Origin of the sequence: Bacterioplanoides sp. (genome assembly GCF_965226395.1) — a bacterium.
GTDB lineage: Bacteria > Pseudomonadota > Gammaproteobacteria > Pseudomonadales > Oceanobacteraceae > Bacterioplanoides.
In genome coordinates, this window is record NZ_OZ245358.1 from 610,764 (window position 1) to 632,016 (window position 21,253).

Sequence of the window (21,253 nt, forward strand, 5' to 3'; positions counted from 1 at the left end):
AATGCCAAAGTACAACAACCCTAGAAAGACCTGGCAATATTCCAACGAGTTTAAAGTAAAAGCCGTTCAGTTGAGTTTGATCTCAGGTATTCAGGTTCAAGAAGTAGCTAATACGCTCGACATTCATCCGTTCATGCTGTCACGATGGCGGAAAGAATATCGTGAAGGAAAGATCGTGGCAGACAAACGTAAAAAGTTGACAGATGCAGCAAGCCAGCAAGAAAAAGAGTTGTCGAAAGTGAAAAAGCTTGAAGCCGAGAATAAAAAATTGAAGCAGGAGCTTGATCTGTTAAAAAAGTGGCAACGGTTTCTTGCGGAGGAACATCAGCAAGATATCGATTCATCAAGAAGTTCGGGAAAGAGCTAGGCATTAAACAAACCTGCGAATGGCTTGCTGTATCAAGGAGTAGCTATTACGACTGGTTAAATCGTAAGCCCTCTACGCGAGACCGAAGAGATGATCAGCTTAAAGGCTTAATCAGAAAAATATGGAATCAAAGCGAAGGCCGATATGGAAGCCCACGGATCTGGAAAGCACTGTATAAACAGGGCATCAGTGTCAGCAAGAAGCGTATAGCTCGGCTTATGAGCAATATGGGCCTCATTGCCAGAGTCACAAGGGTAACGTACCGAGCACCAGGTATGAGACGTTTTCTGGCTTCTGGAGGAAACCTCCGGCCAGATGGTGAAGTTCCTGAGCGAAAAAATAAAGTGTGGGTTGCTGACGTAACGTATCTCAAGGTTAAAAATAAGTGGCATTACTTGTCTGTGATTATGAACCTCTACTCACGAAGAATCATTGGTTGGAGCCTTGATACGAAAAGGACAACCGCCGTCACTCGAAGAACGCTGATCAATGCGATACGTAAGCGAAAACCATCAGATTCACTGATACTGCATACTGATCGTGGTGTTGAATATAGAGGTGCAGAGTATCAAAAAGAGCTGAGACGGCATGGTATTGAACATAGCCTAAGTAAGCCTGGGAAATGTACAGACAACGCACATATGGAGTCATTTTTTCATTCATTGAAAGCCGAGTTGATACGCAAGACAGAATTTAAAACGACAGAAGAGTCGAAGTATTCTTTAGCTCGTTATATCAATGACTTTTACAACAGAAAACGGCTGCATTCGGGTATCAATTACTGTTCACCAATGGAATATGAACGAATAGCAGCATGAAAAGTAATGTGTCCGTTTTATCGGGGCAAGATCACCACTGCGTGGCTGGGCGGTTTCGCCGCCGGTGCCTTGAGCGTTATTTGTCGTAAGGAATTGATGTGATTTACTGTTCTAAATTGCCTAATCAGTATAAGGGTTTGTCGGTAAAAAAAATCCAAAATTAAGCTCACGGCTTACCGAAGTAGAAACAAGCTACAAAAACTGGGTTACTAATTTTAAGTGCAAGCAATTCGGCCAAGTATGGATCGAGAAATTTAATTCAACTGGTCATGGAGAGGCTGCCGAGGTATCAAAAGAAAATGGATCTAGTTAATTCTAGGAATGAAAGATATTCATGCGCTACTTATTAAAGATCTCGGTGTTTCTTCTATTGATGCTTCCTCAAATGCTACTCTCAGAAAATAACGTTGAAAGTTGTCAACACAAAAGAGAGGCAACCTATATTCGATTTCTGGAGGAGGCAAGAGACCCGAATGGAAATACCGCTCAGTACTTCAATTTAAAATACTTGAGCGAGGAAATGAAAAGTAATGGTATTCCCAATGACGAAATTTCAACACGCCTGATCAAATATATCGGGGAGTACAGCTATCGTCATTCTAAAGTAAGTGTTATCTCATCCCATATTAAATGTGAGAAGGAAATCTCTAGAGGAGTCTTTAAAATCAATAGTAGCTCCGGAAGGGGCTATGTTTCTGCCTCATATATAGGGGGGAAACTAGTTGGGCTTAGTTTTATCGAGAAACCTGATGATATTGACTTTAAGAGTGTAGATAAACGTTGATATGTAGAGACATGTGCTAGCATTTCGCATGAAACTTTAACAAGTAAATCCAGGTGACGCCTACGGCGCACCTGATTTAGGCGTTAAATACCAGCAATAGTAAAATCAATCGATGCAACAATCTCATCTCTAAAGTGTCTCAAAGAACCAATTGGGTCTTTAAGTTGAGACGACGGAATAGAAGCGATTTGTGGTGTTAGCAGTAAAAGTTTTTCACCTTTATATTCGATATCTGGTGTTAACCCCTGCATCTGTTCATTTTTAAAATGACTCAGCCTCCCAAGAGGTATGACCATTCGCGTTGCTAGATCAGAAATAAGCTCATGTTGGATATCAACAATATAAGGGTAGGCTTTTTGCGTATTACGGCTGGGGTTTTTATAAACGTCAAACTGAGCCATCAAAAAGACCTGAACTCGTCACCAAAGCAGCCATTTTCTTCGACAAAATCATTATATGCTTTGATGGCATTCTTATTTTCTTCAGCCCAGTTTTTCGCTTCATTATCAGCAAGCTTCTCTTTAAGAGCGTGCTCCAGTGTGGCCGACAAGTTAATGTTTAACGCCTTACATTTAAGGAGTAAGTCACTGTTTAAGCTAAGGTTTGTTGCCTTTTTAGGTGCATTTATGTCGTATAGAGATTGCATTTTGACATCCTCATGATAATACAAAATACATTATGCGCATTCGAATGCGCACCGTAAAGAACAACCTTCTCTATCTTTTGGTGATATATTCTCCGCCACTCCTAATGAAGTAAGTGAAGAATCAGGCTCTATAACCCATGAACTCAGGCGTTCTTGCAGTAATATCCGCCGCAATCATCTTTGGCAGCGCAGGGATTTTCGTCAAAACCCTTGATATGCCAGCCACCGTGATTGCGAGTTTCAGATTCTTTGTGCCAGCAATCATCCTCTTAGTGCTTTACAAAGAGGTCAGGCGAAACCTTTTTACCAAACCCGACAAGCTACTGATTGTCGCCTCCTGCCTTACCGCACTCAGAATACTACTTTGGGTCCTTGGATTTCTCTTCGCTCCGGTGAGTAAAGCCGTTGTGATTCTTTATACCTGGCCACTATTTCTTACTCTGTTTAGTTCCGTTTTTCTGCAAGAAACCGTTTCCCGGAGAAATTGGCGGCTTCTCTTCACCGCTTTCGGCGGGGTTCTGGTGATATGTTTTGAGGATCTGTCCGTAACGCCCCCTGATTACCTGTTAGGTTTAGCATTGATGCTTGGGGTCGCTATTCTCTATGCCATCGTTCTTACCGTGTTCAAAGAGCGCCTGGAAACTCACTCGCCTGAGGAAGTTCTTCTTTATGATAATTTCTTTGGCGCACTCATTTTTTTACCCTTCCTCGTTTGGAATATTCCGGAAATGAGCGCGACAGATTTTGGATATGGTGCTTTTTACGGTTTAGTCATCGGCTTTCTCGGTTATTACCTCCTGTATCAGGGCCTTTCAAAAGTGAAAGCATCATTTGCTGGCATTCTGAGCTATTTTGAGGTTGTAAGTGCTACGCTGTTGGGAATTCTGTTCTTTAATGAAAGTATTTCACTACAAATGCTGATCGGGTTTGGCCTAGTACTGATACCAAGCCTGCTACTGCGGACGCGGCAAAGAAAATAAATCCCCCAGCGCTGCGTATTGTATTCCCCCCAAGCGGGCAACAGGGTCGAGTTGTTCAGCCGACACCGTCAAACGGCCATTAACCTCTTGAGCAACCGCGTCATCCAACCAGGCACGCTCAATCTCCAGAAATACAATATGTTGTGGTGCAGGCCCCAGCTTCAATACTTGCTGTAAGCGACACTCAAACGCCACCGGTGCTCCCTCAATCCGGCCGATATTATGTTCGCCAAACGCCTCTACCTTCAGCCCCAGTTTTTCCACCTCACTTTCATCGTCTGCCAGCGTGGCTGCACTGCTGTTTAGTGCTTCTAGCTGCGCCATCGAGGCAATATGCAACACACAACGCTGGCTGCGCTGTAAATTGGCAAAAGTGTCTTTGCTTTGTTCGGCGGATTTATTACCAATCGACACCACCATGGTTGGTGGGTTGGAGCAAACCGGGGCAAAAAACGAAAACGGTGCCAGGTTTCGCTTGCCATTTTCCTGCTGCGTCATAATCCAGGCAACCGGGCGTGGTAATACCGTTTGCACTAAGCAGTGGTAGATCTGGCTGGTGTTCAGTTCAGAAAAATCGAGATTCATTCAATACTCCTTTCACTAATTTAACTTTAGCTAGTTTAACTACGCAGATGATTCAGTGTTCTTTTTAACACTTTTAGCGCACAAACCTTAACGACTGCACCGAAACTTTGCACAACCTGATCAATTACTCTTCTTTTAAAGTTACACAAAGTTACATAAAATCTAGAAAAATTGCCTGATATCCGTCAAAACCAGAAAGCAATACGGACAATCGAATTTATAAAACCGCTTTATTTGCAGTGTTTAATAAACAATAAGGCACCATTCCGGACAAACCAAAATGTAACAAAATGTATCTTTATTTTGGCATTCCACCTGCAAAAAAGTCTCCGGACAATTAATAAATTGCAGGAGAACTGTCTATGACGCCTACGGAAATGGAAGCGTTAAAAAGCGCTTTTGAAATGCACCAGGCTATGAACATCGAGGTGTTCTACTGGTGGTGTACTGCCATTATGTTTTTGATTCATGCTGGCTTTTTAGCCTATGAAATTGGTGCCTCGCGGGTTAAAAACGCGCTGGCTTCAGGCATGAAAAATATCCTGACCTTATCGGTCATTATTCCCACCTTTTATTTCTTCGGTTGGTGGATTTACAACGCCTTCCCGAATGGTTTTGTTCCGATAGAAGCCAGTGGTGCACTGCCTTGGTCAACCGGCATGGGGCCAGATGCAACCGATATGGGCACGGGTATTTTCTGGGCCGCGTTTGCACTGTTTGGTGCGACTACCGGCTCCATTATGTCTGGTGCCGTGATTGAGCGTATTCGCTTAAGCGCCTACCTGATTCTGACCATTGCCGTTGGTTCGGTACTGTGGATTCTGGCCGCTGCCTGGGGCTGGCACCCGGATGGTTGGTTAACTGGCGTACTGGGTTACCACGATGTGGGCGCGTCCGGTGTGGTTCACGCGGTTGCGGGTTTCTTCTCTCTGGGTGTGTTAATTAATCTGGGGCCTCGTATTGGTAAATACGTCGACGGCAAACCTATGGCTATTGTGCCGCACAATATGCCAATGGCGCTGATTGGCCTGATGCTGATTATTGTTGGTTTCTTCGGCTTCCTGGGTGGCTGCATCATCTTTAATGGTGGCGAAACTGGCTGGACTACGATTTACAACAACCCAACCAACCTGTCGGCTTTCGCCTTTAACACCTTAATGGGCTTTGCCGGTGGTGTGATTGGTGCTTACCTGACATCACGTGAGCCTTTCATGACCATGTCAGGTGGCCTGGCCGGTATTATCACCATCGCAGCGGGTATGGATCTGTATTACCCGGGTCTGACCTTTATGCTGGCCGTATTTGGTGGTGCGACTATGCCACTGTTTGGCAAATTCCTTGAAAGCAAAGGTATTGATGATGCCGTAGGCGCTGTTGCCGTACACGGCTGGTGTGGTGTATTGGGTGTGGTGTTTGTTGGCCTGTTTGCCTCGGGTTACCCGAACGTGATCGAAGGTGCACCAGAGATTAACTTCACCGGTCAGTTAATGAGTGCAGCGATTATGGTGGCACTGGGCTTCATCCCGGGTTACCTGATTTCCTTCGCTCTGAAGAAAATGAACATGCTGCGTGTACCACCAGAAGTTGAAGCGAAAGGTCTGGATCTGGTTGAAATTCCAGCCGTGCCTTACCCGGAAACCGTACCAGCACAAGACATCATCTCTGGTACTACGCCGGCGACTGAAAATCTGACCCCAGCCGCTAACTAAGTTTATCCATTATTATTAAATGCCCGCTGCGACAGCGGGCAAGGAGACGAATATGAATTCATCACCATTAACCAGCTGGGAAGGCGTTGGCGCATATTTCACCTTTGCTGATAACCCGGTTGTTGTTGGCGCTCTGTGCATTGGCGCCATTGCGGTTTTCTGTGGCTTTATGGGAGCCATTATTAAGCACGAAAACGACAGTTTTGATCAGCACAAAGATTGATTCATTCTGTTATCAACCAGAGCATCAGAAGCCATGCTTCTGATGCTCTGTTCTGATGGATAGCATCAAGAACAAAAGCAGAACACTGAGAAAAAAGAAAAACACCATGAGTTATCAGATTGCATTAGGGCAGCAGCACTATCATTTTCCCGATTTAAAAACCCTGATGGCCAAAGCCACACCATTACGCTCAGGTGATTGTCTGGCGGGTGTTGCCGCATCTGATGAACAGGAACGTATTGCCGCACAATTAACCCTGGCACAAGTGCCGCTAAAAACCTTTCTGCAAGAAACGGTTATTCCTTACGAAGACGATGAAGTTACCCGCTTAATTATTGATGAGCACGATGCTGAGGCATTTACCATTGTCAGTCATTTAACCGTGGGCGATTTTCGTAACTGGCTGCTCAGCGAACAAGCCGATACTCATACACTGCAACAACTGTCTCCCGGATTAACACCGGAAATGGTTGCCGCTGTGAGTAAAATCATGCGCATTCAGGATTTAATTCTGGTGGCCAATAAGTGCGAAGTGGTTACTCAGTTTCGCAATACCATTGGTTTAAAAGGCCACTTATCCACACGCCTGCAACCGAACCACCCTACTGACGATCCGGCCGGAGTTGCCGCATCGGTACTGGATGGTTTGTTGTACGCCAATGGCGATGCCGTGATTGGTATTAATCCGGCCAGCGACAATATTGAAACCGTCTGTACGTTAATGAAAATGCTGGACGATGTGATTCAGCATTATGAAATTCCCACCCAAAGCTGCGTATTAACGCACGTAACCACCCATATTGAAGCCATTAATCGTGGCGCACCGGTGGATCTCATTTTTCAGTCGATTGCCGGTACACAAGGTGCCAATGAATCCTTTGGCGTCAGTCTGGATATTCTGCAACAAGCCTATGATGCTGGAAACAGCTTACAGCGTGGCAGCGTGGGTAATAATTTTATGTATTTTGAAACCGGCCAGGGAAGCGCTCTTTCTGCCAATGCGCATCACGGTGTCGATCAGCAAACCTGCGAAGCCAGAGCTTATGCCGTTGCCCGTAAATTTAATCCTCTGCTGGTGAATACCGTTGTAGGGTTTATTGGCCCGGAATATTTATATAATGGCAAACAAATTATCCGCGCCGGATTAGAAGATCATTTTTGTGGCAAATTATTAGGCCTGCCGATGGGCTGTGATATTTGTTACACCAATCACGCCGAAGCGGATCAGGACGATATGGATATGTTACTGACCCAGTTTGCCGCTGCCGGTGGCACCTTTATTATGGGCATTCCCGGCTCAGACGATATTATGCTGAATTATCAAACCACATCATTCCACGATGCCTTGTACGCACGTGAAGTATTAGGATTAAAACCGGCACCGGAATTTGATGCCTGGCTGAAAAAAATTGGTATTTTTGATCAACACAATCAGCTGGCGTATCACAATAAAAACGTACCTTCTGCTTTCCAGCATGTTTTAAGGTAAGGAGAATAAAATGCACAACGATTTTATTCACGAGAACCCCTGGCAAACACTCAAACGTTACACCGATGCCCGTATTGGTTTAGGCCGGGCTGGTGTGAGCTTAACCACCGATGTTCATCTGCAATTTCAGCTGGCTCATGCCAAAGCACGCGATGCGGTTCATTTACCGCTGGATTTTGCGCAACTGAGTCAATCGTTACGCCAGGTGCTTGGCCCTGAAGCGGCATTAAAAATGCCACTGTTTCAGGTGAGCAGTCAGGCGCAGAACCGCGCCCATTATTTACAGCGCCCGGACTTGGGCCGATTACTGGAAAACCAAGACCAGTTAACCCTGCAGCAATGGCGCCGTGATAACCCGGCTGAGTTTGATGTTGCCTTTGTTATCGCCGATGGCCTGTCATCCGCCGCCGTCGCTAACCATGCCGCCGCCATGCTCAGCAGCATCACCTCAGCACTGCAATCTACCCGTTTAACCAGTGGGCCGGTTGTCATGGTTGAGCAAGGCCGGGTGGCGATTGGCGATCCGATTGGTGAAGCGTTACAAGCACGTTTGCTGGTTATGCTGATTGGTGAACGTCCCGGGTTAAGCTCACCCGACTCACTGGGCTGTTATTTCACTTACCAGCCTCAAAGTGGCAAAAATGATGCACACCGTAATTGCATCTCCAATATTCGCCACGAAGGCCTTAGTTATGAAGAAGCCACGCACAAATTATTGTATTTAATGCTGGAAGCCGATAAGCGCCAGTTATCCGGCGTTAACTTAAAAGACGAATCCGACAATGGTGAATCGGCCTTATCGTCCAGCCCAACAAATTTATTACTGGAAACCAGCAGCCACTGAATCCATGTTGCTGGATGGAGTTTGTATGAAGAATATGTCTGTTGTACTCAAGCGTACGTTGTTTTATCCATTATTTTTATTGTTATCCAGTGGCTTTTTCCTGCTGGAATGGCGCGGTTTTGTACCGTTAGGTGTGGCTGTTGCCGTTGCTCTGATGGTGCATATTGGGGTGAATGGTTATGACGTTTGGAAGGCCAAAAAATTGTCCTAGCCAGATTTAAGACAGCTTCTGTAAGCCTTATATATTGGCACACTTCGGTCAGGATTTTACTCTTGCCCACCTTCACCATTGGTGATAGTTTCAACACCATCATAATCATTGGGTTATGGGCATTGTCTACAAAACAGTAGGCATACCGTGGCCGAAATAGTGTGTGCGCACGCTTTTCTGGAAAGGAATTATCTTGCTAAGGAAGGTTTCATAGTGAAATCGGTTGATTGCAGCCATAAGCTCGAAAATCCTCGATAAGATATCAGGCACGTGCACGAATAAACTGTTAGAGAGCAACCGAAATTTGAGTGAATACCAAATAGCAACTATTCGACAAATTTGGATTGTTCTACCGTTTTTACTCTTTGTGAGCGGCGCCTATTGGCATTCATCGCGATCTTTAATTAAGTCAGCGCATGGCATCCTCATTCTACTGGCTTTTAGTTATGCGGTATGGGTAAGTGAACTTACAGAGTTTGGCCCGCCTTTTAAATATTATGCACCAATGTATGTTTTGCTTATTGCAGGTTTAGCCTCAATGACCTTTTCATTTAAGGCATTTATTGGCAAAAAACGGGTGCATCTCGTTCATGGGCTTACATTGTTGTCAGCCTTCCTTGTTTGGTTCGTTGGCTCAATGGCTATAGCACATGACTGGATTTAAGCTCTCATACAAGGCTGATCAGACCGGTCACTATGAGGTTTTCCCCATTGGCTCTATTTACCATAGCCACAGAGGTGACATTGAAGCATATGAAAATGGCTTGATTAAATAGTGATTCTCATAACAAATATAGGCAGGTCGACTCATTTTCCGATCCGGCTTCGCTTTCATTAAAAATGATCGCCTGCTACAGGCCTTAGTCCAATAAAGAATTATAAATATGGAAAGAATATTTAGCTTTACATGCTTATGTTTCGGTGAAGTCCACGAAGGCTCTCCAAGCTTTGACTTCAAAGCTCCTGATCCATGGTTATCACAACCAGCTGAAATAAAAGAGAAAGGAAAGATCAGCGACGATCTTTGCTACTACACCGATGAAGATGGTGCACATTACTTTGCAAGAGTAATAATAGAGATACCAATTCACGGTGTTACAGAGCCATTCATGTGGGGTGTTTGGGTATCTCTAAGTGAGCAAAGTTTCAATCATTATGTTGAAACCTGGGATGAACCAGATACTAGCAAAGGTTACTTTGGTTGGTTCTGCAGCGAACTCCCTTATTATGAAAGTACTTATTCTTTAGCAACAGATGTGAATCCCCACAGCGAAGGTTCCAGACCCACATTGTTTTTACATGAGACTGAGCATGAGTTATACCATGACTTTATTAACGGCATCAGCATAGAGAAGGCGCAGAAAATTGCAGAACTTTGCATGCACGGCTAACAAGTAAATCTAGGTGACACCTGATCCGCTGAGCTCCAAACCAGCCGAACATGCAGACTTTATACGAAATTATGAAGACTACACTTTTAATACTCTCATGTTTGCTATTTGCAGGTTCAAATAATGCTATGTCTGAGAAAGAATTTTCTATCATAGGCACTAGCGTGTCTGAGCTACCGTATAATATCGATTGTGACACAAAGAGAACTACAATCTTTGGTAAAGCCAGAGTAACGATTACTCATTGTATTGATTCTATAGGCCCAGATAGCGATGGTATGTATCAAGCTTATTATGATTACGAAACCATCATCTTAGAAGTAGATAATGAAACTGTTTCTGCTAAAAGATATGCAGATACACCAGAAGAAGCATCTTTAATTAGAATCAAAGATTCTAAAGGTGAGAGATTACTTCAGTTAGATGACTTTAATAAAGTCCTTATAAAAACGGAAATTTCATTTCTAAGAAACAGCGGTTCCGAAAATATAATTTATTTAGATACATCTAATCAAAAAATTGGATATAGCACAGTTCCGAAAGATGGCGTATAACAAGCTAATCTTGGTTTACGGCTTCGCCGCATGACATCGTAAAACGTTACTTCGTAACTACGGCACCCCAAATTAATAACGTTATACACTATTAGAGAGTCAGAGATGGAAATAGTATTTTTGGATCAAAAAGCGAAATCCAAACAAGAAGAGTCTCGCTGGTTTCATTACTGCGTATCAAAGAAAATTCCAATGGTAAAGACTGTAAAACGCACATCTCAGGGTGATGTAGACTGGGATTATATTACGATGGATTCCAATGATGATGAATTCTTATTTTCCGAGGAAAGCTGGATAAAAAGCGAGCTTAAAGAGCTGCTCAAGTACTACGAAACACCAAAAACAGAGGCTAATATAGGCTCATTGACTGGCATGGTAAAAAACTTGCCTATAGAGCATGTATCAGATTTTGCAAAAGATGTTTGCAATACGCTTTCTCGGGCTTATCAGAGGCACAAAACAAAAAAATCATAATAAGCGGCTTAAAATCGCGCACTATGTGTGCTGGACTCGCCACTATGCGGCTCGCCTTAGCTTAGGTTTTATATAACTAAAGGAATGTCCAAATGGAAGTCAGAAAAGTTAGTGAAAGAATCATCAAAGGGTTTTCTACAAGAACTGATAACGAAACTGAAATGAACCCCAATACGGGAAAAATCCCAGCTTTATGGAAAATGTTTGATGAAACTGTTCCTGTTAACTATAAGGATGGTGAAAGAGTCTTTGGTGTTTATTTCAACTATGAATCAGATCATCACGGACAATTTGATGTGCTTGCAGGTTTCGACGGTGCATCTACACCATCAGGAAAAGAAATAGAACAAATCACCATCCAAGCAGGTAAATATTTGGTATTTACACATCGAGGTGAAATGCCCCAAATTGCGATAGATGCATGGACAGAAGTTTGGCAGTACTTTTCTAGCAACAAGCCGGAGCACAAAAGATTATATTCTACAGACTTTGAATACTATCCCAGTGAGAATCAAATTGAAGTCCACATTGCGGTGAAATAGTTACATAGCAAGCCAATAAAGTGGGACTGCTAAAACTTGGTTCGAGACTGCAGACACACTTACTAACGCCCATTATTGCGCAAAGCTAACCCTTGCATTTACGCACACTGCCCGGTGTATTCCCCGTCCAGCGTTTGTAAGCGGCGTTAAACGCACTCAGGTGCTGATACCCCAACAACTCAGCGATTTCCACCAAAGGTAAATCTGTTTGCTGCAGATAATAGTTCGCCCGTTGCTGGCGGGTCTGCTCAAGTATTTTCTGGTAGCTGGTATTTTCCTGCTGCAGACGCCGCCTCAAAGTGCGTTCACTAATGTGAAAGAACTCAGCGATCTGTTTTTGCTCCGGCTCTCCCGCCGGCAATGCAACCACCAGCCATTCCATCAGCTTTGTTGACAGTGTTTTTTGTTTCAGAGAAGCATTCAGTGTTTGTGCTTCCCGCACCATTACCTTACGAATAAACGGATCAGCCTGATTAATCGTGAGTGATAACAGAGAACGCGGAAAGTGCACCGCAGCTTGCGCCTGATTAAACCGGATATTCTCACCAAAAACCTGATGCCATAGCGCCAGGTTATGCGGCTGGCGATGAGTAAACTGCACAGCGTGAATCTGATGTTTTGTCCCCGTCAGCATTTTTGCCAGAGTGACCCAGCTGGCCAGAAACAGATTCTCCAACAGGTTTATTAACTGAGGTGGAACGGAATTAGGTGGAACGGAATGAGGCTGAGCCGACTGAACCAACATAGCCCAGCTCATCATGACGCTTTCCGGCTCCAACTGAATACGGGTTTTACCACATGTAATTACCAGCGCTTCGTATTCAGGAATCAACATTAATGCATCCTGTAAGCAGCCACTATTAGCCGCGGCATAACCCAAAGCATTAAAACTGGTAATCGCCAACTGACAACCCAATTGCATTCCCAGGCTTTCATCCGCTTGTGGCTGCTGTAACAGTGCCTGCAGAAACGCCAGAAACTGAGTCAGTGAAATTCGCCCGGTTGGATCAGCAGACCAATCACGGCCTATACCAGCAATATCTAAGCATACATATGGGTCAATCTCGCTGTCGCTTAACGCGGCAACAATACCCATCAATAATGAAGCCGACACCGTATCCGTATCGGCTGTAGACAGTGTCTTTCTCACCTGACCAGTTTGCATAAAAGGTTGGCCTGCTGGCATTCATCAGATTGTTATTTCATCGCTATTCTAACGCTTTAATAGCACTAAAAGCATAACAATAAGAGCAAATTTTATGATCGCTGAATCCGCCCAACAGGCCCAAAGCATCCTGCGTGACCCCTCCACCTTTTCCTGGTACATAATCCCGCTGCTGCTGATTGTGTTGTATACCTATTTTATGGAAGCCGATAAAGGTAACTGGAGCCGCGTTTTGGCAGGTCTGGCTTTTTGGGGCATGGATTGGTTTAACGAAATCTGGAATGGTCTGGTCTTTCATTTTTCCCAATTTGCGCCGGTTTGGTCGGCACCGGGTGGCAACACGGCTTATCTGATACTGGTTGGCTTAAACATCGAAATCAGCTTTATGTTCGCGATTACCGGGATTGCGGCAACACTGGCGATGCCACGCGATAAAAACCTGAAGATTTTAGGTATCAACAATCGCCTGTTATTTGCCATTGTGATGTCGTTTTTCTCTGTGTGTGTGGAAATCATGCTGAACAAAGCCGGGGCATTGATCTGGGAGTGGCCGTTCTGGAATGCTGAATTCCCTTACCTGATTTTCCTGTTTGGCTACATGCCGTTTTATCTGGTGTGTTATTGGGTATTCGATATGGAATCCCGTAAAAAACAAATCATTACGGTTGGCTCAATTCTGGGCTTTGACCTGGTAGCTCTGTTAGCTCTCGGATCACTGGGCTGGATCTGAGCAGACAAACCCGCTATAACGCCAACAGTGTTTCAAAGCCTGTTAACAGGCTTTAGTGTTATAGCGGAGACCTTATGCTTTCGATCAATCGCTTCTTCCCCATTCTGGCTATAGCCGTCAGTGTGCTGGCCTGGTACGAGCCACAACCATTAATCGCCTGGAAGTCGGCCATTGTGCCGCTGTTGATGGTTATTATGTTTTGTATGGGACTCACTTTACGAGCGGAAGATTTTCAGCGTGTACTGAATAAGCCCAAGCCCATTGCAACCGGTGTGATGTTGCAATTTTTATTGATGCCATTAACCGCCTGGGCGCTGGCCCGTGTACTGGGTTTATCGGATGAATTAACCATCGGTCTGATTTTAGTAGGCGCTTGTGCCGGAGGAACCGCCTCTAATGTGATGACTTACCTCGCCGGTGGAGATGTGGCACTGTCAGTCAGTATGACGCTGATGTCGACCCTATGGAGTGTGGTCTTAACACCGTATTTGGTGTGGTTCTATTCCGGTGCGGAAATTAATGTCGATATTCAGGCGATGATTTTCAGCATTGCCAAAATTGTGATTATTCCGATTCTGCTGGGTTTATTAGCCAATCGTTATATTCCGCAATTAGGAAAGCGTCTGGATAAATACCTGCCTGATCTCGCCAGTGGCGTTATTCTGATTGTGATTGCCATTATTGTGGCATTAAACGCCGATGAAATTGCCACCTTAGGGATGACGGCAGCAATAGCGGTGATGCTGCATAACCTGATCGGGTTGGCCGGTGGCTATTTTATTGCCCGCTGGAATGGTCATACCGAAGTGGAAGCACGCACCATTGCCATTGAAGTGGGTATGCAGAATTCAGGATTAGGCGTGGCACTGGCATTAAAGTTTTATGGCCCAATTGCCGCCTTACCCGGCGCACTGTTCAGCATCTGGCATAATATCAGCGGTTCGCTCTTGGCGGCTTTCTGGAAATGGCGAACCCAGCAAAACATCAAACAGATTCATCATCAAAAAAAGACAGCAGTGAATACTTACACCCCGGATTAAGGGGTGTGAGTAACAGGGGTTTAAGTACGAGGGTTATAGGTAAACAGCAGCGCCTTTAATCCTTTGCCCGGTTGCGCTTCAACAAACACCTCCGGGTTAGCCAGGCGTTTTACGAATTGGCTATCCGGGCAATGTTCTGCCATTTGAGCTTTGAGAAATTCTTCATCAAGATCCGGAGCATTAAGGCACATTAATAATTCAGCACCCGGATTGGCCAGTTGTGGAATACGGCGAATAATTTTCTGATAGTCGCGCTCAATATTCACACTGCCTTTCTGAAACGTTGGCGGATCACAAACAATCACATCGTATGGCCCGTGTTTTTTCAGCCGGCCAAACGATTTAAAAATATCCACACCTTCAAAAATTACCCGATCTAAATCCTGACTATTTAGTCGATGATTTTCCCGACCTTGTGATAACGAGGCTTTGCTCATATCAACATTCACAATCTTTTTGGCACCACCCGCATGTGCTGCAACCGAAAACGCACAGGTGTAAGCAAATAGATTTAACACCGATTTACCGGCACAACGTTCACGCAGCCAACGACGACCATTGGCCATATCGAGAAAAATGCCGGTATTCTGCTGCTGCCCTAAAGTCAGCCAGTAACGAGCTCCCTGCTCCTGCAACTCCAGCTTTTCCACCGGTTCTCCCATCAACCAGATGAAAGGGCCATTTCGCTGATAACGTTGTTGCGCCACTATCTGTTTGGCCTGCGGCCACTGCTGCTGAAAGTGTTGGGTCAGCTGCTGCAACCAGCTGTCTTCCACCTCGCGGTATAAGGTAATCAGCAGCAAAGGCGCATACCAATCGATATTCACATGTTCATAACCCGGGTAAGCATGACCCCGACCATGAAACAGTCGCTGAGCATCGTTATTCTCCGGCCAGCGGATTGCATCTAACACGATCTTTCTCTCTTTTCCTGAACTAACTTCGAAACCATGCGATTGTCGGCGAATAGGGAGCAAAAAGTAACCGGAATGACATAATCAGCCGTTACAAATAGAGGGATAACGACGAATACGTGGATCTGCGAACAATATCTGCGCATTTTCACCAATAAATGCTTGGTTGCGCCGGTTAACTGGTCTAGTATGGGGACGCTTAGCTATTTGCTGAGTAGCTATTGGCGAGTGATCTCTATTCAGTCCTGATTAATTTTGGTTAATACGGTGAACGTGATACAGGATACTGGTCGATAACCCAGGATTTGTTTCGACTCAGGCGTATGCTTGTATCAACACAAATGCCAAACGTAATACCCGCCAGATACCGGCACTCGCCCTGTCAGTATCAAAGGCACAACACCCAGCCAAAATAATTGGCACAACGCTAGGAAAGAAAAATGGCAGAATTAGTTCAAGGCACCGTTAAATGGTTCAATGACGAAAAAGGCTTCGGTTTTATCGAACAGGAAGCTGGTAAAGACGTATTTGTTCACTTCAGTGCTATCAACGGCAACGGCCGTCGTACTCTGGCCGAAGGCCAGAAAGTAACCATGGAAGTGACTCAGGGCCAAAAAGGTCCACAGGCTGAAAACGTAACGCCTGAATAAGACTTCCCGGCCAGCAGCATCTGCTGCTGGCCAGCCCTTCTCAACTCTCCTCTCTTTGTTTTCACTGCTCAGTTTTTTCTTCTGACCGTTATTTTCTCTACTCGTATTTTTCTGCGAAGCTGTTACCCTGATTGAATAGCTGTTGATTATTTGTTCAGTTGTTTTGGCTAACCTGCATTTGTTGACTTATGATTGATCAGAAAGAGATGTTCGACATTGCAAACCCCTGCCGTGGGATTTGTGAGGTGAATAACAAAGGCTACTGCAAAGGTTGCTTACGCAAACGTGAAGAGCGCTTTCACTGGAATGAGTTTACTCCCTTCCAGAAACAGCTGATTGTTAACCTGTGTGGACGTCGTCGTGCCAAAGCGATAGCTGCCAAACAACAGGCTGAATGGCAGGCCAAATATGGTATCGCAGCGCCTGGAAGCAACAACGAAGAAGCGGTTATCCCACAACTGGATATGTTTGTTGAAGCGGACTCACATCAGGATATACAAGCCGCCGAGCAGGCAATTCATCAGAAGACTAATAAGCCGCTAGCGCCATCCGATACTCCAGCTCAGCCTACCGACCAATTCGATTTATTCTAAACTCAACTACACTGCGCAATGGCACTGGCCATCTTATTTTTCCACTGCAAAGTCGCAGACGTTGCTTTACTGGGTTTGTACTCCGCGCCAATCCAGCCCTGATAGGTCGATGTTTCAATCGTGCAAAAAATGTCATCAAAGTTCAGCTGCCCGCTGCCCGGCTCATGGCGATCCGGAGTATCAGCAAACTGAATATGGCCAATCAGTTCTGCATGCCGGGTAATCACATCACACACATCTTCTCCCATCAGCGCCATATGATACACATCGTACTGTGCTTTCAGCACTTCCCCCATATCCAGCTCAGCCAGCACGTCAAACATGGCCTGACTGGAACTGATCAGAAAACCGGGCATATCGCGGGTATTGATGGCTTCAAACGTTGTGGTGATACCAAACGCAGATAAGGTTTTGGCAGTGGTGTGTAGATTCTTTTTAAAAGTCTCCAGATAAAAAACACGCTGGTTTTCATCGGGGCAACGCCCGGGCAGCACGTTCACACAAGTCACATTGAGGGCACGGGCATACGCCAGACATTCCACCAGAGCAGCCGCATATTCAGCTTGTTTTCCCGGCACTGCGGCTAAGCCTTCACCTCCCTGCATCAGATCGCCCGCCGGTACATTAATCAATACACACTGCTGACCGTTATCGCTCAGCGCCTGTTGAATAGCAGCAATTGGCGTGTCATAAGGGAACTGAATCTCCACCGCCCGGAAACCGTCACGACGAGCCGCTTTAAAACGCTCCAGAAACGGGCGCTCGGTGTACATCAGGGACAGGTTTGCACTGAGTTTCAAGCGTTTTTCTCCGTGTACATCTGCACCAGTGTGCAAGGGTCTTGTTCCAGATTTCCCTGACTGCCGTGAAGGCGCATCAGCTCTGCGGCCAGCCCTGCCATCGGCACAGCACTGTGACTGGATTTCGCCAGAGCATTGGCCATGTCCAGATCTTTTAACAGGGTTTTCACATGCCATTTCACCTCGTCAAAGTCACCCGCGGCCATACGAGGCCCAGTGAGTTGCAGAGGAATAGAATCGGCAAAGCCACCCTTTAAAGCTTGCGGTATTTGAGTGGCATCCACGCCCGCTTTGTTTGCCATAGCCATCACTTCGGCCATCACCAGAACGTTACAGCTAACCAGCATCTGATTGCAGATTTTGGTCACCTGCCCGGAACCCACATCCCCCATCCGGGTAACACGCTGACTTAATGGCGCTAACAATGGACGAATTGCATCAATATCCTGCTCAGAGCCACCGGCCATAATGGCTAATGTGCCTTGCTCTGCACCGGCCACACCACCAGATACCGGCGCATCAATCCAACGCATACCGGTTTGCTGTTGTAAACGTGCCGCCATATCACGAGTGGCCTGTGGATCAATACTGGAGAAGTCGATCAAAATCTGGTGACTATTACCATGTTCGGCGATCCCTTCCCGGGCAAATACCACAGACTCCACCGCAGCGGTATCTGTGATACACATCATAATCACGTCAACCTTGCTGACCAACTCAGCAAGGCTAGAACACACATGGGCTCCGGCTTGTTGTAATGGAGTTGTTTTGTCCGGGTTACGATTCCAGACACTCACACTAAAGCCTGCCTCTAGCAACCGACGGCTCATGGGCACTCCCATCAGCCCCATACCAATAAATCCAATTTGTGTCTTTGCCATCGGTAGTCCAGTGGTTATTTATTTTCAAGCGAATCATAACAAATAGTTATCAATAGCGGATAACAAATCCAACGCTTTGTGCATGTCCTTATAAAAGCAACGAGATTTTTTACCGCTTTTAAAATCCTGTCCTATGCTTAATCACAGGCAAACCAAAGGAAGTAAATTATTATGAATATGGCTACCATTTTTGCTGAATCTCAACAGCTGCCGCATATCCCACGTGTTGTACAGGAACTGGTTGAGAGTTTCCGTAATGAGGATATTGATGCCGACCAGATCAGCGAAAAAGTTGCAATGGATCAGGCACTCACCGCCAAAGTTCTGCGTCTGGCAAACTCGGCTCATTATGGTGTACCGCGCACCGTTGCCAATACTAATGACGCTGTCATGTTATTAGGCTTCAGCACGTTAAGAACCATGGTTCTGGCATCCGGAGTCACTGGTGCATTTAAAGCCCCGGAAGGATTCGACCAAAATGCTTTCTGGAAGCATGCTTTTGCAATTGGTGCGTTATCCAAATGGATTGCAACGTATGTTCCGGATTGTGACAAAGAAACGGCATTTACCTGCGGTATGCTGCATTCGGTTGGCAGTTTATTAATGCGTATGGTTATTCCACAGGAAGTTGCCAGTATTGATGAAGCGGCGGCTATGGGTGGTAAACGCTTTGAGCTGGAAAATGGTCAGCTGGGCTTTAACTATGCCGAAGTGGGTGCAGAACTGGCTAAACGCTGGAAATTCCCGGAAGACATGCATCAAGCCATTGAAGGCCAAAATGGTCCGGATGCAGGTGCTGAATATTCGTCATATGCTGGTGTTCTGTACATCGCGAAATATCTGAAAAAAGCCCACGATGAAAACTGGGACGAAGAACAAATTGTTGAACAGTTCCCGAAATCCGTAGCCACGGCCATTGGTATGGATGCACAGAAAGCCTATGCCGAATTATCACAAACCTCCGACCTGAATTCCGGACTAGATAGCTTGCTGGATTAAACTAACAACACACCAATAAAAAAGGCGCTGAAATCAGCGCCTTTTTTAATTTATGTCATTTAAACAATCATTACATTTGAGATTGCAGATAGTTCTGTAGACCAATTTTATCAATCAGGCCTAGCTGCTGTTCCAGCCAGTGAGTATGATCGTTTTCAGTATCATCCAGCAATACCTGCAACATATCACGAGTCTGGAAGTCACGAACCTGTTCACACAGAGCCATCACTTCACGCAAGTCTTCAACGACTTTGTATTCCAGATTCAGGTCGCTCTGCAACATCGCTGGTACATCTTTACCAATGTTCAGCGGTGCACGGGTTACCATATCAGGTGTGCCACCTAAAAACAGAATACGCTCAATCAGTTTTGACGCATGACCTTTCTCATCTTCAAATTCATGATCGATACGTTCAAATAACTTGCTCAGCCCCCAATCTTCATACATACGGGAATGAATAAAATACTGATCCATTGCGCTGAGCTCACCAGCCAGCAGATCATTCAGTTTATCAATTACTTGTTGATTACCACGCATAACATCTACTCCTGTTACTCTTACATCATGGATTGTAAATAATTTTCAATACCCACCTGGCTGATCAGCTGTTGCTGAGTTTCTAACCAGTCGAGGTATTCTTCTTCGTATTCTTCAATACTCAGTAATAAGTCACGCGTGACATAATCTTTAACGGACTCACAATAAACAACGGCTTCTTTGAGTACCACCAGCTGTTCTTCGATCTGATCCAGATCACACTGCAGCATTTCTTCTGTCGTTTCACCAATGCGCAGTCGGTTCAGACGTTGCAGATTAGGAAGGCCTTCCAGAAATAAGATACGTTCAATTAACTTATCAGCCTGCTTCATGTCTTTAATCGACTTTTTGTAGGCTTTTTCATCCAGAGCATTCAGGCCCCAGTTTTTGAACATACGCGCATGCAGGAAATACTGATTAATTGACGTCAATTCAATGCTCAGTATCTGATTAAGATACTCATTTACTTTTGCATCACCTTTCATCAGTTGTCCTCCTGTTTATTAATTACAAGCCTAGTTTATAAAGGCTTTTTTCAATTCGCAAGCTTATTGAGAAGACAATAAATTAAATGAAAAAAAGGGGCATTCTCATTTACAAAATAAAGAGTTTTAAACCAAAACAGGATGTCAATGAGAACGAATTTTATTCATATAAGAATAAGCTTAAAATAAAAATATTTCTCCGCTATAACTGAGAAATATTTTTATTTTAAATTGTATAAAAGAAGCACTGATATGTTAGAAGATCAGGGTTTAACACCGATTTCAAAGGAGCCATCCGAATCAAACCGGATCACTTGCTGGCGTTTTTTGCCCAGTAAAAAAACAGCATCATCGTAGAACAAAAAATTCTTCCAATACTGCTGAAATATCAGCCAGGTGGTTTGAATCACATTATTCATATCGTAGCAAAAATACACCACGGTATTGTTGTCCCAGTTGCAATGCTCCTGAATCAACTCCGGCAACGGATTGTCATCCGATTCCCAGAGTATTTGCCACTGCCCTTTATCGAGCCAGACGCCATTGTGTGACGGCCAGTCGTCACCGAGAAAATGACTGGCGTGGGTTGCTTCTTTACTGAGATGTTGACGCCAGTATTGCTGCGACGACGACTCACTTAACGGCATAATCGCGGTTAAATCGGCTTCCGCAACCGGCATTTCACGATGGCGGAATATCCAGCCCTGTTTGTATTGATCTAATGGAATGTAGTTCATATCACCCTCTCTGAAGCGCAAGAGTAACACTGCTGACCAAGACTGAATACCAGAGATATTCTCTTCATACGATCAGCATAATTAACGACTAAAAAGGGCGTGAC

Annotated in this window: 28 protein-coding genes; 18 read left to right on the top strand and 10 right to left on the bottom strand. The window is 45.0% G+C overall.

Translation table 11 applies throughout. The annotated features are described in order from the left end of the window. The first annotated feature begins 1 nt into the window (after nt 1). A protein-coding gene (locus ACO05E_RS02765) for an IS3 family transposase (protein WP_419811475.1) occupies nt 2-1,185 on the top strand; the annotation gives its coding sequence in 2 pieces (ribosomal slippage) (nt 2-284 and nt 284-1,185; 1,185 coding nt in all). 334 nt (nt 1,186-1,519) lie between these two features. Continuing rightward, on the top strand, nt 1,520-1,969 hold the full coding sequence (locus ACO05E_RS02770) for a hypothetical protein (protein ID WP_419811476.1): 450 nt from the start codon (nt 1,520-1,522) through the stop codon (nt 1,967-1,969). A gap of 83 nt (nt 1,970-2,052) precedes the next feature. Here ACO05E_RS02770 and ACO05E_RS02775 read toward each other — a convergent pair whose 3' ends face one another. Beyond that, nucleotides 2,053-2,370: a CcdB family protein gene (locus ACO05E_RS02775; protein ID WP_419811477.1), complete on the bottom strand. Its 318-nt coding sequence runs from the start codon at nt 2,368-2,370 to the stop codon at nt 2,053-2,055. Beyond that, entirely contained in the window at nt 2,370-2,615 is a 246-nt protein-coding gene (locus ACO05E_RS02780; protein ID WP_419811478.1) for a type II toxin-antitoxin system CcdA family antitoxin, read from the bottom strand. Before ACO05E_RS02780 ends, ACO05E_RS02775 begins: the two co-directional genes overlap by 1 nt. Nucleotides 2,616-2,752: 137 nt before the next feature. Between ACO05E_RS02780 and ACO05E_RS02785 the strand changes: the two genes are divergently transcribed. Then, complete coding sequence (locus ACO05E_RS02785) at nt 2,753-3,595, top strand: DMT family transporter (RefSeq protein ID WP_419811479.1); 843 nt, start codon at nt 2,753-2,755, stop codon at nt 3,593-3,595. Here ACO05E_RS02785 and ACO05E_RS02790 read toward each other — a convergent pair. Next, complete coding sequence (locus ACO05E_RS02790) at nt 3,569-4,180, bottom strand: flavin reductase family protein (RefSeq protein ID WP_419811480.1); 612 nt, start codon at nt 4,178-4,180, stop codon at nt 3,569-3,571. The two genes, ACO05E_RS02785 and ACO05E_RS02790, sit on opposite strands and share 27 nt — an antisense overlap. 362 nt (nt 4,181-4,542) lie before the next feature. Here ACO05E_RS02790 and ACO05E_RS02795 point away from each other — a divergent pair, with 362 nt between their 5' ends. The 10 genes from ACO05E_RS02795 to ACO05E_RS02840 all read left to right on the top strand — a co-directional run bounded on the left by ACO05E_RS02795 (nt 4,543) and on the right by ACO05E_RS02840 (nt 11,617). Next, entirely contained in the window at nt 4,543-5,889 is a 1,347-nt protein-coding gene (locus ACO05E_RS02795; RefSeq protein WP_419811481.1) for an ammonium transporter, read from the top strand. A gap of 52 nt (nt 5,890-5,941) precedes the next feature. Next, nucleotides 5,942-6,112: a hypothetical protein gene (locus tag ACO05E_RS02800; protein WP_419811482.1), complete on the top strand. Its 171-nt coding sequence runs from the start codon at nt 5,942-5,944 to the stop codon at nt 6,110-6,112. A gap of 106 nt (nt 6,113-6,218) precedes the next feature. Beyond that, on the top strand, nt 6,219-7,601 hold the full coding sequence (locus ACO05E_RS02805) for an ethanolamine ammonia-lyase subunit EutB (protein ID WP_419811483.1): 1,383 nt from the start codon (nt 6,219-6,221) through the stop codon (nt 7,599-7,601). A gap of 10 nt (nt 7,602-7,611) precedes the next feature. Then, entirely contained in the window at nt 7,612-8,445 is an 834-nt protein-coding gene (gene eutC / locus ACO05E_RS02810; protein ID WP_419811484.1) for an ethanolamine ammonia-lyase subunit EutC, read from the top strand. 25 nt (nt 8,446-8,470) lie between these two features. Then, nucleotides 8,471-8,656: a hypothetical protein gene (locus ACO05E_RS02815; RefSeq protein WP_419811485.1), complete on the top strand. Its 186-nt coding sequence runs from the start codon at nt 8,471-8,473 to the stop codon at nt 8,654-8,656. A gap of 304 nt (nt 8,657-8,960) precedes the next feature. Then, nucleotides 8,961-9,320 (top strand): hypothetical protein, encoded by a 360-nt coding sequence (locus tag ACO05E_RS02820; RefSeq protein WP_419811486.1) that lies wholly within the window; start codon nt 8,961-8,963, stop codon nt 9,318-9,320. A gap of 220 nt (nt 9,321-9,540) precedes the next feature. Continuing rightward, nucleotides 9,541-10,047 (top strand): DUF2199 domain-containing protein, encoded by a 507-nt coding sequence (locus ACO05E_RS02825; RefSeq protein WP_419811487.1) that lies wholly within the window; start codon nt 9,541-9,543, stop codon nt 10,045-10,047. Nucleotides 10,048-10,175: 128 nt separating this feature from the next. Further along, nucleotides 10,176-10,601 (top strand): hypothetical protein, encoded by a 426-nt coding sequence (locus tag ACO05E_RS02830; RefSeq protein WP_419811488.1) that lies wholly within the window; start codon nt 10,176-10,178, stop codon nt 10,599-10,601. A gap of 105 nt (nt 10,602-10,706) precedes the next feature. After that, nucleotides 10,707-11,075, top strand: a complete 369-nt coding sequence (locus tag ACO05E_RS02835) for a hypothetical protein (RefSeq protein WP_419811489.1) — start codon at nt 10,707-10,709, stop codon at nt 11,073-11,075. Between the two features lie 92 nt (nt 11,076-11,167). Further along, entirely contained in the window at nt 11,168-11,617 is a 450-nt protein-coding gene (locus ACO05E_RS02840) for a GyrI-like domain-containing protein (RefSeq protein WP_419811490.1), read from the top strand. A gap of 85 nt (nt 11,618-11,702) precedes the next feature. On the opposite strand, the gene ACO05E_RS02845 is transcribed toward ACO05E_RS02840, so the two are convergent. Then, nucleotides 11,703-12,782 carry an AraC family transcriptional regulator ligand-binding domain-containing protein gene (locus ACO05E_RS02845; RefSeq protein ID WP_419811491.1) on the bottom strand — a complete coding sequence of 360 codons (1,080 nt, stop codon included), beginning with the start codon at nt 12,780-12,782 and terminating at the stop codon, nt 11,703-11,705. A 94-nt stretch (nt 12,783-12,876) separates the two neighbouring features. Here ACO05E_RS02845 and ACO05E_RS02850 point away from each other — a divergent pair, with 94 nt between their 5' ends. Next, nucleotides 12,877-13,512: a hypothetical protein gene (locus ACO05E_RS02850; protein ID WP_419811492.1), complete on the top strand. Its 636-nt coding sequence runs from the start codon at nt 12,877-12,879 to the stop codon at nt 13,510-13,512. A 74-nt stretch (nt 13,513-13,586) separates the two neighbouring features. After that, nucleotides 13,587-14,552: a bile acid:sodium symporter family protein gene (locus ACO05E_RS02855; protein WP_419811493.1), complete on the top strand. Its 966-nt coding sequence runs from the start codon at nt 13,587-13,589 to the stop codon at nt 14,550-14,552. Between the two features lie 20 nt (nt 14,553-14,572). On the opposite strand, the gene ACO05E_RS02860 is transcribed toward ACO05E_RS02855, so the two are convergent. Then, nucleotides 14,573-15,466, bottom strand: a complete 894-nt coding sequence (locus ACO05E_RS02860; RefSeq protein WP_419811494.1) for a class I SAM-dependent methyltransferase — start codon at nt 15,464-15,466, stop codon at nt 14,573-14,575. 440 nt (nt 15,467-15,906) lie between these two features. Here ACO05E_RS02860 and ACO05E_RS02865 point away from each other — a divergent pair, with 440 nt between their 5' ends. Further along, entirely contained in the window at nt 15,907-16,116 is a 210-nt protein-coding gene (locus tag ACO05E_RS02865) for a cold-shock protein (RefSeq protein WP_255859355.1), read from the top strand. Nucleotides 16,117-16,322: 206 nt separating this feature from the next. Beyond that, complete coding sequence (locus tag ACO05E_RS02870) at nt 16,323-16,709, top strand: DUF1289 domain-containing protein (protein ID WP_421722724.1); 387 nt, start codon at nt 16,323-16,325, stop codon at nt 16,707-16,709. A 2-nt stretch (nt 16,710-16,711) separates the two neighbouring features. Here the strand turns inward: ACO05E_RS02870 and ACO05E_RS02875 are convergent, their stop codons facing one another. Then, nucleotides 16,712-17,509, bottom strand: coding sequence for a hydroxypyruvate isomerase family protein (locus tag ACO05E_RS02875; protein WP_419811496.1), 798 nt, complete (start codon nt 17,507-17,509; stop codon nt 16,712-16,714). Further along, nucleotides 17,506-18,390, bottom strand: coding sequence for an NAD(P)-dependent oxidoreductase (locus ACO05E_RS02880; protein WP_419811497.1), 885 nt, complete (start codon nt 18,388-18,390; stop codon nt 17,506-17,508). The genes ACO05E_RS02875 and ACO05E_RS02880 overlap by 4 nt, the downstream gene beginning before the upstream one ends. Nucleotides 18,391-18,561: 171 nt before the next feature. On the opposite strand from ACO05E_RS02880, the gene ACO05E_RS02885 reads away from it, so the two are divergent. Next, nucleotides 18,562-19,389 carry an HDOD domain-containing protein gene (locus tag ACO05E_RS02885; RefSeq protein WP_419811498.1) on the top strand — a complete coding sequence of 276 codons (828 nt, stop codon included), beginning with the start codon at nt 18,562-18,564 and terminating at the stop codon, nt 19,387-19,389. Nucleotides 19,390-19,459: 70 nt separating this feature from the next. Here the strand turns inward: ACO05E_RS02885 and bfr (ACO05E_RS02890) are convergent, their stop codons facing one another. The 3 genes from bfr (ACO05E_RS02890) to ACO05E_RS02900 all read right to left on the bottom strand — a co-directional run bounded on the left by bfr (ACO05E_RS02890) (nt 19,460) and on the right by ACO05E_RS02900 (nt 21,149). Beyond that, nucleotides 19,460-19,927 carry a bacterioferritin gene (gene bfr, locus ACO05E_RS02890; RefSeq protein ID WP_255859345.1) on the bottom strand — a complete coding sequence of 156 codons (468 nt, stop codon included), beginning with the start codon at nt 19,925-19,927 and terminating at the stop codon, nt 19,460-19,462. A gap of 20 nt (nt 19,928-19,947) precedes the next feature. Next, the gene (bfr, locus tag ACO05E_RS02895) at nt 19,948-20,412 is read right to left on the bottom strand and encodes a bacterioferritin (RefSeq protein ID WP_255859343.1); all 465 of its coding nucleotides are present in this window, start codon (nt 20,410-20,412) and stop codon (nt 19,948-19,950) included. Nucleotides 20,413-20,675: 263 nt separating this feature from the next. Beyond that, the gene (locus tag ACO05E_RS02900) at nt 20,676-21,149 is read right to left on the bottom strand and encodes a DUF2947 domain-containing protein (RefSeq protein ID WP_419811499.1); all 474 of its coding nucleotides are present in this window, start codon (nt 21,147-21,149) and stop codon (nt 20,676-20,678) included. Nucleotides 21,150-21,253 lie beyond the last annotated feature (104 nt).